Consider the following 12,363-nt stretch of genomic DNA (forward strand, 5'->3'; position numbering starts at 1 on the left):
CGTCTGCGGCATCGGGCCGTCCGCCGCCGACACAACCAGGATCGCGCCGTCCATCTGCGCCGCACCCGTGATCATGTTCTTCACGTAGTCGGCGTGGCCGGGGCAATCCACGTGCGCGTAGTGACGGTTCTTCGTCTCGTACTCGACGTGCGCCGTCGAGATCGTGATCCCGCGCGCCTTCTCTTCCGGCGCCTTGTCGATCTGGTCGTACGCCGTGAAGGTCGCCCCGCCCGTCTCCGCCAGAATCTTCGTGATCGCAGCCGTCAGAGACGTCTTACCGTGGTCAACGTGACCGATGGTGCCGATGTTGCAGTGCGGCTTGTTCCGCTCGAACTTTGCCTTCGCCATTGCAGTATCTTTCGTCCCCGGCGTTCGCAACGCACAATTAGGGCCGGACGGGAGACGTCTCGACCCAGGGGCGCGCGCGGGATGGAGCGGGTGAAGGGAATCGAACCCTCGTCATAAGCTTGGAAGGCTTCTGCTCTACCATTGAGCTACACCCGCCTCGCTCGTCCCGCCGGCGCGGCCACCCGGATCAGACGATCCCGGCAAGCCGACAGATGATGGTGGAAGGGGTAGGATTCGAACCTACGTACTCCGGAGAGGGCAGATTTACAGTCTGCTGCCATTAACCACTCGGCCACCCTTCCAAGGTGCCGCGCCGTGTTTCCCCGGCGCGGAGTTCGGCACTATGAGAATTTTTCGCCCCTTGTCAACGCCCCTGATGTGGGCTTGAACATTTTTCGGCGGCACCCGCCGCAGCCCCCCTCCCCCACCCGTCCGGACCCCATGGCACAGCCCCTGAAGCGCCCCCATCCTCCCGCCCGCCAAGGCCGGGATTCCGCCCCTCCGGCACGGGAGGGGGGGCGTGGCGACGGCGGCCGGCGCGGCGGCCAGGGTGGCGGCGGGGCGGCGCCGGGGATGCTCTACGGCGTGCACCCGGTGACCGCGGCGTGGCTGAATCCGGAGCGTCGATGCCGCCGGCTTCTGGTGACGGCGGCCGGCCGCGAATCGGTGGCCGGCGCCCTGGCCGAGGCGCGCAGCCGCGGTTTGGACCGGCCGCAACCCACCCCCGTCGAGCGCGCGGATCTCGACCGGCTGCTGCCGCCGGGGGCGGTGCACCAGGGCGTGGCGCTGGACGCCGCGCCGCTGCCCGAGCTCGGAGTCGACGATGTGATCCGGGTCGCCGAGTCGGCCGCCCTGCCCGCCTGCGTGGTCGTGCTGGACCAGGTGACGGACCCGCACAACGTCGGCGCCATCCTGCGCTCCGCCTCCGCCTTCGGCGCCCTGGCCGTGGTGGTGACGGAGCGGCACGCGCCGGAGGTGACCGGCGTGCTCGCCAAGAGCGCCTCGGGCGCGCTGGAGTCGGTGCCGCTGTTGCGGGTCACCAACCTCGCCCGCGCGCTGGAGGAGTTGCAGCAGGGCGGCTTCTGGTGCGTTGGGTTCGACGAATCGGGGGCGCGGCGGGTGGCGGAGCTGGACCTGTCCGGCCGCACGGCGCTGGTCATGGGGGCGGAGGGCGCGGGGCTGCGGCGGCTGACGCGCGAGCGCTGCGACGAGATCGTCCGGCTGCCCACCGGCGGCCCGGTCGGCAGCCTGAACGTGTCCAACGCCGCGGCCGTGGCGCTCTACGAGGTGGCCCGGCGACGGGACTGACGGCTGCTTTGACCGTTGTCTTTTCGCGGTTGCGGGACGACACTCCGGCGCGTCGAATTCGGCTTTTTGGAGGCGGATCATGCGCGCTGTGGTGGTTGGTCTGTGCGCGGCGTTCGCCGCGACCTGGAGCGGTGGCGCCGCAGCGCAGAGCCTGACCGCGGTGCCCGACTTCGGACGGGCCTGGGGCGAGAATCCCGGCAATCTGCTGATGCACGAGTATGTGCCGCCCGACGCGGCCGGGGCGGTGCCGGTGGTGGTGGTCCTCCACGGCTGCAAGCAGAACGCCCGGCTCTACGCCGAGGGCAGCGGCTGGCTGGCGCTCGCCGCCGCCGGAAAGTTCGCGCTGGTGGCGCCGGAGCAGAAGGCCGTCAACAACAGCAGCCTCTGCTTCAACTGGTTCTATTCGGGCGACAACGGCATCCTGCCGGGGGAGCAGACCTCGATCGCCAACATGGTCGAGCATCTCGGCCGACGCGTGCCCATCGACCGCAAGCGGCTGTACGTCACCGGCCTATCGGCGGGCGGCGGCATGGCGGCGGTCATGCTGGCCGTGTACCCGAACTGGTTCGCTGGCGGGTCGCTGGTCGCCGGCGTGCCCTACCGCTGCGCGGCGGGTGCGACCTCGTTGTTTCCCGGCGGCGACGTGACCAACGCCTTCGCCTGCATGCAGGGCCGGGTCAACCGCAAGCCGCAGGACTGGGGCAAGCTGGTGCGCGACATCGCCGCCCAGCGGCTGCGCCACAGCTACGACGGTCCCTGGCCGACGGTGGCGATCTGGCATGGCACGACCGACCCGACCGTCGCCCCCACGGTCTCCGGCGAGCTGACCGAGCAGTGGACGAATGTGCATGGGGTGCCGGCCAAGCCGGTCCGGGTGGAGCCGGTGCCGGCGGGCACGGTGCCGTTGACGCGCGAGACCTACGCCGGGACCGACGGGCGCGCCGTCGTGGTGCGCTACCTGCTGGAAGGCTTCCCCCACGCCACCCCGATCGACCCGGCGCCGTCGGCCGCCCGCTGCGGCACCCCCAGCGAGCACATCCGCGACGCCGACCTCTGCGCCGCGCTGGTCACCGCGAAGGACTGGGGGCTGGTGCCGTAACCGGCACCGCCTCCCTCAAATCTCGACGTTCGCCCCCAGCTCCACCACCCGGTTCATCGGCAGGTGGAAGAAGTCGGTCGAGGTGGCGGCGTTGGTGACCATCCAGGCGAACAGCTCCTCCCGCCAGGGCGCCATGCCCGAGCGGCCGGTCGGCCGCGCGATCACCCGGGTGACGAAGTAGGAGGTGCGCATCGGCTCGTAGAAGAAGCCCAGCGCCTGCTCCTTGGCGTTCGCCAGGGCGCGCGGGATGTCCGGCGCCTCCATGAAGCCGTAGCGCAGCACCACCCGCACCACCCCGTCGCGCACCGGCCAGGAGGCGGCGCGCTCGGCGACCGGCACCACCGGGTCGTTCTCCACCGACACGGTCAGCAGCACCAGCCGCTCGTGCAGGATCTGGTTGTGCTTCAGGTTGTGCAGCAGAGCCACCGGCGTGCCGCGGGCGTTGCCCGACAGGAACACCGCGGTCCCGCGCGCCCGCGGCAGCGAATCCGCGCTGTCCAGCACCGTTTCGATGGGGATGGCGTCGTGCTCCATCGCCTCGCGCAGGCGCTGCCGGCCGCGCTTCCAGGTGGTGAGCACCGCGAACAGCACGGCCCCCATCACCAGCGGGAACCAGCCGCCATGCGGGATCTTCACCGCGTTGGCCAGGAAGAAGGCCAGGTCCACCACCAGGAAGACGCTGACCAGCCCCCACACCAGCCGGCTGTTCCAGCCCCACAGCCGGCGCATGACGATGCCGGCCATCACCGCGGTGATCACCATGGTGCCGGTGACCGCGATTCCGTAGGCGGCGGCGAGGTTGCTGGATGTGCCGAAGCCCGCAACCAGCAGAACCACCGCCACCGCCAGCGCCCAGTTGACGAAGGGAAGGTAGATCTGGCCGCGCTCGCTTTCCGAGGTGTGCAGGACGTGCAGCCGCGGCAGGTAGCCGAGTTGCACCGCCTGGTGCGTCACCGAGAAGGCGCCGGAGATCACCGCCTGCGACGCGATGACGGTGGCGAAGGTGGCGAGCACCACCATGGGCATGGCGGTCCAGGCGGGAGCCATCAGGAAGAGCGGGTTCTCCACCGCCGCCGGCTGGGCCAGCAGCAGCGCCCCCTGGCCGAAGTAGTTCATCAGCAGCGCGGGCCAGACGATCAGGCTCCAGGCGAGACGGATCGGTCCGCGCCCGAAATGCCCCATGTCGGCGTAGAGCGCCTCCGCCCCCGTCACCGCCAGCACCACCGAGCCCAGCGCCAGGAAGCCGTTCACCTTCTCCGCCATGAAGAACCGCACCGCGTGGTGCGGGCTGATCGCCCACAGCACCGACGGGTCCTGCGCGATCTGCCGCACCCCCAGCACGGCCAGCACCACGAACCAGACCACCATCACCGGCCCGAAGACGGTGCCGACCGCCGCCGTGCCCGACCGCTGGATGGCGAACAGCACGACCAGGATCACCAGCGTCAGCGGCCCGATCAGGAAGGCGTAGTCGGGGGCGGCCACCTGCAACCCCTCCATCGCCGACAGCACGGAGATGGCCGGGGTGATCACGCTGTCGCCGTAGAACAGCGCCGCCGCCGCCAGCCCCAGCGACCCCGCCACGGCCGCCGTCCGCGACCCAGGCGGCAGGGCCCGGTTGAGCAGCGCCAGCAGCGACAGGCTGCCGCCCTCCCCGTGGTTGTCGGCCCGCATGATGATGACGACGTATTTGGCCGCGACGATCAGCGCCAGCGCCCAGAACACCAGCGACAGCACGCCCAGCACATGCAACCGGTCGATCGGCAGCGGATGGTGCCCGCCGAACGTCTCCTTGATGCAATAGAGGGGGCTGGTCCCGATGTCCCCGAACACCACGCCGATGGCGGCGACGAACAGGGCCGCCGAGGACCCCTTGCTTGCGGGTTGCGACACGGTGACCGGCGTGGGTTGTCGGAGGGGATAGTGCGAACAGCCTACATCACGGAACGGCCGCGGGTGTCAATGCGGCGTTTGGCACGGGATGGCGTAACGCCGGTCACCGTCGCGAACAGTTCCCTCGACGGTGGGCCACGCTTGATGATCACGTCACGGTGCGGAACGGATTGACGATGCGCAGCCCGCCATCAATCTCCAGGCCATGCTGCATGTCTTCCGACCACAATGTATCGCACTCCGCCTGAAGGGCAGCGGCCACGATCATCGCGTCGTAAATGGACAAGCCGTAACGTTCAGCGAGCGCCAGACCGAGTTCGTGCGTGGCCAAGGTCAGAGGATGTACCGTGAGCAAAGCGCGGATAAGCGAAAGAAGGGTACCGGTATCCTGCCAGGACAGGCGCATCTTGCGGCGAGCAACATTGGCAAGTTCGTTCAGCACCTGCACGCTGATGGTGCCACCCTGATTGACAATATGCTCGGCCCGATCAGCCTTTTCCGGATCGCCCGACGCGAGGTAGACGAGAATGTTGGTGTCGAGGAAACTACCGGGCATTCGCCTCGTCCCGATCGAACGTGAAATCGGCCGGGAGACGTCCTCGAAACGCTTGCAGCCGCCTCAGCAGTTCCGAGCGGCCGGGCTTGCGTGCGACAGCAAATTCCCGCGCATCGGCGATGCGGATCTCGATTTCATCGCCTTCCCGGAGTTCGAGTGCCTCCACGACCGCAGCGGGAAGACGGATGGCCAAGCTGTTGCCCCATTTGGAAACCTGCATGCGGCACCTCGCGGATATACAATGCTCAGTATGTATATCCCGGAGCAGCCGGGTCAAGGAGACCGCCTTGTCAAGCCCGGGGCGCCGACGACCCGCCGGAACCCTGAAAACCATGGTGGGCCCGGCCGGAGGGCAACCTTTGGCGGACTTTCCATTATTTTTCAACGACTTATCCGAGACAGGCGCACGTTTTGTGTGGTGCGTTTGTGTGGGGCTCAGCGGCCGTAGGACATCCGGCGGATTCCCGTATCAGACCGTTGACGGGAGTCGGTCGCGGCCTACCGTCAGCGTCTCCCTGATTCAGCCTCCCCCGCCCGGAATGGTGCGCGCTCCGCCCCCAGGGGCTCCGCCGCGTCCCGGCGGCTGGCGGGCCGCCGTGACGTTCGCAGCCGCGAACCGTCAACGTCTTCTCGCGCCCGGATTTGAGGAAACGATTTCCCAACGTGCCGGCCCACCCGACGCCGTCCCCATGATCCACCGGCATACGGCCTGCGGCCTGCACGCCACGCCGCCAGCGCTCTGAGGCGCGCGGCATGGCGCGCATGCCCGTGGATCACGGGGACGGCGGAGCGCCCACAGAGGAGACTCATTTACGGAAACGATAACGGACAACCTGTGTAAAGCGGATATCGTTTTCGTATCCGCAAATGAAAAACCAAATATTGAGAAGACAAGAGACTCACAATATACAAGTACAGGCGAATTTTTTATTGACAGCATGTTTTATCATCGCCAGAATTATATGCATCAACGCAAACATGGAGGTGCAAATGACCAGCATTGAGATCGATACCGCAGTGACTCTGGTCACGCTCGACGCGGTGCTTGACGTCGTTGAGGCCGCGCTCGACGCCCCCGATCGTGCCGCCGTTATTGCGGCAGTCGGCGATGCGATTGCTGCGCTGGAGGCGCTGCAATCGCGGCTTCTGGCCGGGGCAGAGTACGCCGGCTCCGCCTGACCTCACGACCGAGGCGCCGGGCGATCTCTGAATCCCGCGCCACTACGGAGACGACGATGGACATACACATATTGGAGGTCACCCATGACTGACGTTCTGGTCCGGGCGTGGGGAGACTGGCACCGCTGCGACGCCAGTGTCAGAGGCTCCGTCCCCGTCGGCGTGCCTTGCGTGCTGCCGACCGGCGAATGGGCTGCCGGGGGTAGGCTCGGCGCAGAGCACCATCAGGCGGGCGCCCTCGCCGCCGCGGATTACGCGCTCGGGAATACGGACGGATTCGTGCGGATTGGCACCGTCTTCGCGCCGACGCGTTGGTACGGCGGGCGCGAGACGCTGCCCTGCCCTCTGACACAGCCGGCAGCCGGGAGGGCAGTATGACGAGGTCGACCTACACCATGGACGCCGCCGCTTTCGAGCGGCGGGTCGACGAGGCGAAGGCGTTTGCGCTCGCCAGCACAGGCCGCCTCACTCCTGCGGCAGCGGCGCGTGTTCTGCTGCGAACTGCGACGCTCGTCGAACGCGTCGCCGCCGGCTATGACGAGCCGGTCGCCGACTGCGACAGGGCGCCGCACATGCTCTGCGTCGCAGCCACCGCATGCGGCCTGCTCGGCCCCGGCGAGCCAATGACGCCGTTTGCGGTCGGGCTGAGGGTTGCTGCTGCGGAGGCGAGGCGGCAGGGAGGAGGGTAGCCCGTCCCACGCAAGCCGTGACCGTGAGTCACGGTCGCGGCGGCTGGCGATCCCGAAGGCTGAGCAGATAGACCCGACGAGCGCGGAGCGCGATCAGGCGATCCGCCGCGCTCGGGGAGGGCAACCGCTCCCAGGCGGCAATTTCCCTTTCGACGCGGGCAAGCGCCGCCGCCACCTCCTCGCCTCTCCCCTCCTCCCACGCTCGCGCGGCCTGAATGTCTGCGCGCTGGTCCACCTCCCTGCGCCAGCGCCCAAGGCCGGCCAGGACGCGGGCGCAAACAGGACCGCCAGGGCGCGGAACAGGCCCCAGCATCTCGGACGGCCAACCGTCGCGGTCCAGACGCTCAGCCAGGGGCAGAGTATCCTCATCATCGGTCATTTCGCACCTCCAGGCGGGGGAACATGCTGCGTCATCGACCCCGTTCCGCCGTTCGCCTCGGCGCCGGCCGGCGGTCTTGCACCACGCGGCAGGGGAGAATTCTGCGGCAGCGCGCGGCCGGGCGCCGTCGCGGGTGCCAGAACGACGGCGGCCCGATCATGGTCCATGCCCCCGCCCGCCATGGTACCGCCGATCCACGCAAGCGACCGTTCCGGGACGCTGTTGATCATTCCGAAAACGGCGTAAGTGGCCGCGACCATGACGGCCGCGTACATGACGACATAGCCTGTCATCATGACGAGGCCGACGAGGGAGTCGGGCGACACCAACGAAATCCCCGCGAGCAACGCATCGCCGACGTAGCGTGTGAGCGGCGTCAGGAGCAGGACGGCAGCGAAAAATGCCAGCACCATCAGGAGCGGGCGCAATAAAACGTTGAGGGCCAGCAGGTAGCCGTGCCCGCCATGCGCGCCCTCGATTCCCTCACCCTCCAGGCTGATATGCCCCATGAGCCAGAGCGGCGCGCCGGCCAGCGCCTCGGCGATGGACAGACCCCAGCCCATGACACCCCACAGCCACAGGACGAGCGGCATCGTCGGCACCACCACGCCGAGCGTCATGCCTGCGCCGACGAGCAGCAGGGAGGGGACGTAGACTAGGCCCATCGCGGCCAAAACGCCATTGCCGGCAATGGGAACCGCCGCCGCGACCGCGACAGCGAGGGCGGTCCCGCTTCCCGCCGCGACCAAAACGCCGCCGATTTTGCCCAGGCTGCCCACTGGGTCTGCCCCCAGGGTCAGGGAGGAGAGCAGGCCTCGAATGCGGTCGCCCACATAGCCGACGATTTCCCCCTCCAGCGCCGTGCCCGTCGTCGCCGCGCCCGCCGCGCCACCCGCCCGAGCCTGCACCGTCTGAATGGACTGCCCGACCACAGCCGGATCAGGCGCGCCGGCCGGACGGGAGGCGGCATACGCAGCGTCCACACCTCGCACCGCACGGCCGACCAGACCCATAGCCTCAGGCGGTAGCCCAGCGTACGACGGCGGAGACGGGCGGCCCGGCTGACGCTGAGCGAGAGCAACCACCTGAGATTGCAGAACGGACATAGACCGGAACCATAACCCGGCGTGGGTCCAACCGGCCCTTTTCGCCTCATCTCGCCATTCCCGTTCCGCGTCGGGGGAGGCGCGGTTGACGGCATTCTGCAATTCTAGAGTGTATCTAGCCTGAAACCCGGCGACGATCCGAGAGATTTCCGCCGATGACACCCCCTCCCCTGTCCCACCCAGAGCCGGCGGCAGGACTGCTGCCGCACCCTGAGCGCCGAGGGAGGAAAGGTCGCTCACCAGGGAGGAGATGGCGGAGGAGAATGCGCGCGCCCCCTCAGCGTCGAGCCGCGCGAGCGCCTGCTGTCCGGGGGTGGCCGCGCGCCCGATGGCGCTGGACCATGAGACCGACCCGCAGGCGTCCGGAGCAATGCCGGAGAGACCATTTTTGCCGCCCCATCGCATCACCGTAGTCGTACCGGTGGTGGCGCCCACGGTCGTGGCGCGCTCTTCGACATCAAGGGTGACGTAGGCGCTGCCCAGCGCCGCATTCGCCGTCGCGGCACAGGTGGCGGCCGACAGGACCGCCCGCACCATCGCATCCGGGATAACGACCATCTCCGGCGTCACCGTCGTCGTTCCGGCGTGCAGCCGGTCGAGGGTGCCTCCCCAGGCGGCGTCTCCCAGGGAGTCCGCCAGACGCGCGACGCCGAGGATGACGGCCTGCGAGCCGGAAAGGCCACCGGGCAGCGGGACGAGCAGGGCGAGAGCGACGACACACCGAATTGGTGCGAGCCATGGCACACCGTCGCCCAGGGCGCGGCCCTGCCCGGCGGCAATGACGACGCCACGGACGATCACGTACCCCAGGAGCACGCCGGCCAGCGCGAGGACGGTCGCATTGAGGCGTTCCAGAACGACCGTCACCGCCGTACTGCCGCCACCACCGCCGCCGAGCGTGGGATGGTCGCCCACGAGCGAGCGGAGCCATTGCAGCGGCAGCGTATCGGCGGCAGCATCTCCGCCCAACGCCTCCGCAAATGCGACGCCAACTCCGAGGGAGCCGAGGATGATAATGGCGAGGAGGAGGAGGTAGACCACCGCGAGGTGTGGGCCGTGCCTGCCCGTCGCGACGCGGGCGGCCGTCATGAAAACCGCGCCCGGCCGCGCGGCAGGGACCGGGAAACCCCAGCGCAGGACGCCTCTAATGAGACCCCGGCGAGGCCGAGGCGGGTCGCTGTCTACCCGCATCTACGACTCCTCCGCCGTGCAAGCACCAGCGCCAGGGCGACAGCGCAGAGCGTCCAGCCGCCGTAGGCTGCGCAGAGGGTGGAAACGGTCACGGACGGCCCGCTCGCCAGCAGACGGACGACCGGGACGGCGAGGAGGAGCGCGACGGATGCCGACGCCTGCGCGCAGAGCAGAGCCAGCAGCGGGAGGCCGGCAGAGCAGAGCGAAGCCGGAGCCGGCATCATGGCGCCGCTCCGTCGGCCGCGCGTGGCGGCAGACCGAGCAATGCCCGGTCACGCGGGGCAACGATTTCCGCATTGAGGACGCGATAGAGGACCGCGCGGATTTCCTGATCACGACGGGCAGCCGCCATCAGCGCACCGCCCAGGACGATTTTTCGGCGGGTGTCAATTTTGCGGCTGTCCGCAGACAGCCGGGCGAGCGTTTGCTCCGCCCGCGCCCGCCGCTGCTCTGCTGCCCGGCGACGGTCAGCGAGGTCGCCGTCCGTCAGACTGTCGAGCCAGCCCGCAATGCCTGAATCCGAAATCGTCACGGTGCCCCTCCCCACGCTCGTCGTTGTCCTCACATGCTGAGCATGTGAGGCCATTCAGGGACGGTGGAAGAGGACCGGCGGAGAGGCCGGAAATTTCGGCCACCGGCCAAGCGACAGCGAAGGGAACATCCCCGAAGGGCGCACTTATGGAAAATGCCAAGGCATTTTCCGCGCGCCCTTGCGGGGGCAGCCTGCGGCGGCTGTCAGTCTGCGACGGCCGCCGCCGGAGCGGCAGAGAGAAAATGGAGACTGCATGGCGACGCTGGACACGCAATACCACTGCACCGTCAAATCAGTCGGCCGCGCCGCAGGACGCTCAGCCGTGGCCGCCGCTGCATACCGAGCCGGCGCGAGGCTGGAGGATCCGCGCACTGGGGAAACCCACGACTACCGCCGTCGCGGCGGAGTCGTGCACGCCGAAATCATCGCGCCACCCGGCTGTGAATGGGCGCAGGACCGACAGGCGCTCTGGGGCGCCGTCGAGACGGCCGCGACGAGGAAAAATTCCAGGCTCGCGACAGAGGTGGAGGTGGCGCTCCCCGCCGCGCTCACCGATGCGCAGCGTCTCGCCCTCGTACGGTCATTCACCCGCGCCCTAGCAGCCGAGGGAGTGGGGGTCGATTTCGCCATCCACGCTCCGCCCAGGCGACAGCCGGGCACAGCGGAAGACCTCCCCGGCGGGAGCGGCCTCAATTGGCATGCCCACATTTTATGCACGCACAGCATGCTGACGCCGGACGGCCCGAGCAAAACCGTGTCCCGGCTGGCTGACGGCGCCGACGCCGTGACAGCACTCCGCGCGCGCTGGGCCGAGCACATCAATGCCGCCCTCTCCGCCGCGGGACTCAGTAAACGGCAAGACCACCGTTCCTACCGCGACCAGGGCGTAGACCAAGCGCCGACGCGGCATCTCGGGCCGACCATCATCCAGATGGAGCGGCGTCAGCGAACCGAACGCGGCAACATCCACCGGGCCAGAACCGAGCACCGCCGTGCCGGACTGGCCGTCGCCGCCCTCACCGAGGAGGAGCAGAGGCGCGCCCGCCACCCACTGCCCACCGCGCGGGAGGCAGGGCCGCCGCTGACGCCGGAGCAACGCCGTCGCCGTGCCGAGGGGTACAAACTGCGTCTTCTCCGCAGCCGGTACGGCCCCCTGGACGACCTCCCCGCACTGGCCGCCCAGGTCCGCAGCCTGGATCTGCAGCACGATGCCGGCCCGCGCGTCCGACTCCACGACGGCGCCACCGTCGCCGATCACGGCGACCGTCTGACCGTCGCCGGAGCGTGGCGCGGACGGGGCCAGGGCCGGGCGGAGCCGTCCGATGCGGCCATTGCCGCGCTGGTGACGCTCGCCAGGGCCAGGGGGTGGCAGGGCGTCACCCTGGACAGCGGCAGCGCGGCATTCCGGGAGCGGGCGGCTCGGGCAGCGGCACGGGCCGGGCTGGTGGTGGGCAATGACGACCTCGCCCGCACCGTCGAGGACGAGCGGAGGCGTATGCAGGAGGAGGAGCGGCAACGGGTAAACAGTGACCCGCCCGCCGCTCTGCAGCGGCCGGTGCCTCTCGCAGCAGAGGCAGCGCGGGCGCTGGCCGACGCCGAGCGGAGGGGCGAGGAGGACGCGGTGAGAGCCGCGCGGCGGACGCTGGACGGTGCAGCGCGGGTGCTGGACGACCGGGACCGCCGCCGGGTTGGCTACCGCCTGGAGCGGGAGACGGCAGCCGGGAGGCTCTGGACCGAGGCGTGCGCAACCGCCGACGCGGAGCGGGCTGTTGCAGAGCGGCGGGTAACGGACGGCCCGCATCAGCCCGTTAGGAAGACGATTCAACATCAATCATATGTAAATCATGGATACAGCGATGACGAATTCACACCATCGCTCGCCCCGCCGGGTCCCGGAGGCGTAAACTCGTTTACCAGCGGCAGAGGAGTGAAATAGTCGGATGCTCCGACTTCGAACGAAATATACAAAACCGCTCTTGGTGTCAAGTTTCGCCGATCCGACGGTTCTGCGAGAATAGTCGACGCCGCGAATGCAAAGAGCCCAGCGCGGCATGCCGCGCTGGGCTCTTTGCTTTTCGGTTCC

General features: G+C 68.9%; 12 protein-coding genes and 2 tRNA genes. 5 read left to right on the plus strand and 9 right to left on the minus strand.

What is annotated here, in order from left to right; genetic code table 11:
• From HL658_RS11995 to HL658_RS12005, 3 genes are all read right to left on the minus strand, one after another.
• The coding region (locus HL658_RS11995) for a GTP-binding protein (RefSeq protein WP_180282216.1) at positions 1-348 on the minus strand (348 nt) is incomplete at its 3' end.
• Positions 349-430: 82 nt separating this feature from the next.
• Positions 431-504 (minus strand) — tRNA-Gly (locus HL658_RS12000).
• A 60-nt stretch (positions 505-564) separates the two neighbouring features.
• Positions 565-650, minus strand: a tRNA-Tyr gene (locus HL658_RS12005).
• Positions 651-789: 139 nt separating this feature from the next.
• On the opposite strand from HL658_RS12005, the gene rlmB reads away from it, so the two are divergent.
• Positions 790-1,656: a 23S rRNA (guanosine(2251)-2'-O)-methyltransferase RlmB gene (gene rlmB, locus HL658_RS12010; protein WP_180282217.1), complete on the plus strand. Its 867-nt coding sequence runs from the start codon at positions 790-792 to the stop codon at positions 1,654-1,656.
• A 79-nt stretch (positions 1,657-1,735) separates the two neighbouring features.
• Entirely contained in the window at positions 1,736-2,755 is a 1,020-nt protein-coding gene (locus HL658_RS12015) for an extracellular catalytic domain type 1 short-chain-length polyhydroxyalkanoate depolymerase (protein ID WP_180282218.1), read from the plus strand.
• Positions 2,756-2,770: 15 nt separating this feature from the next.
• Here HL658_RS12015 and HL658_RS12020 read toward each other — a convergent pair whose 3' ends face one another.
• The 3 genes from HL658_RS12020 to HL658_RS12030 all read right to left on the minus strand — a co-directional run bounded on the left by HL658_RS12020 (position 2,771) and on the right by HL658_RS12030 (position 5,424).
• The gene (locus tag HL658_RS12020) at positions 2,771-4,648 is read right to left on the minus strand and encodes a potassium transporter Kup (protein WP_343055074.1); all 1,878 of its coding nucleotides are present in this window, start codon (positions 4,646-4,648) and stop codon (positions 2,771-2,773) included.
• Positions 4,649-4,796: 148 nt separating this feature from the next.
• The gene (locus HL658_RS12025; RefSeq protein WP_180282219.1) at positions 4,797-5,204 is read right to left on the minus strand and encodes a PIN domain-containing protein; all 408 of its coding nucleotides are present in this window, start codon (positions 5,202-5,204) and stop codon (positions 4,797-4,799) included.
• Entirely contained in the window at positions 5,194-5,424 is a 231-nt protein-coding gene (locus HL658_RS12030) for an AbrB/MazE/SpoVT family DNA-binding domain-containing protein (protein WP_180282220.1), read from the minus strand. Before HL658_RS12030 ends, HL658_RS12025 begins: the two co-directional genes overlap by 11 nt.
• 770 nt (positions 5,425-6,194) lie before the next feature.
• Between HL658_RS12030 and HL658_RS12035 the strand changes: the two genes are divergently transcribed.
• Complete coding sequence (locus tag HL658_RS12035; RefSeq protein WP_180282221.1) at positions 6,195-6,383, plus strand: hypothetical protein; 189 nt, start codon at positions 6,195-6,197, stop codon at positions 6,381-6,383.
• A gap of 374 nt (positions 6,384-6,757) precedes the next feature.
• Positions 6,758-7,072 (plus strand): hypothetical protein, encoded by a 315-nt coding sequence (locus HL658_RS12040; RefSeq protein WP_180282222.1) that lies wholly within the window; start codon positions 6,758-6,760, stop codon positions 7,070-7,072.
• A 28-nt stretch (positions 7,073-7,100) separates the two neighbouring features.
• On the opposite strand, the gene HL658_RS12045 is transcribed toward HL658_RS12040, so the two are convergent.
• From HL658_RS12045 to HL658_RS12055, 3 genes are all read right to left on the minus strand, one after another.
• Positions 7,101-7,451: a hypothetical protein gene (locus HL658_RS12045; RefSeq protein ID WP_180282223.1), complete on the minus strand. Its 351-nt coding sequence runs from the start codon at positions 7,449-7,451 to the stop codon at positions 7,101-7,103.
• The gene (locus HL658_RS12050) at positions 7,448-9,646 is read right to left on the minus strand and encodes a DotA/TraY family protein (protein ID WP_180282224.1); all 2,199 of its coding nucleotides are present in this window, start codon (positions 9,644-9,646) and stop codon (positions 7,448-7,450) included. The genes HL658_RS12045 and HL658_RS12050 overlap by 4 nt, the downstream gene beginning before the upstream one ends.
• Positions 9,647-9,968: 322 nt before the next feature.
• Entirely contained in the window at positions 9,969-10,280 is a 312-nt protein-coding gene (locus tag HL658_RS12055) for a hypothetical protein (protein ID WP_180282225.1), read from the minus strand.
• Between the two features lie 253 nt (positions 10,281-10,533).
• Here HL658_RS12055 and HL658_RS12060 point away from each other — a divergent pair, with 253 nt between their 5' ends.
• The gene (locus tag HL658_RS12060) at positions 10,534-12,216 is read left to right on the plus strand and encodes a MobA/MobL family protein (RefSeq protein ID WP_180282226.1); all 1,683 of its coding nucleotides are present in this window, start codon (positions 10,534-10,536) and stop codon (positions 12,214-12,216) included.
• Positions 12,217-12,363 lie beyond the last annotated feature (147 nt).

Source organism: Azospirillum oleiclasticum (assembly GCF_013423485.1).
GTDB classification, from domain to species: Bacteria; Pseudomonadota; Alphaproteobacteria; order Azospirillales; family Azospirillaceae; genus Azospirillum; species Azospirillum oleiclasticum.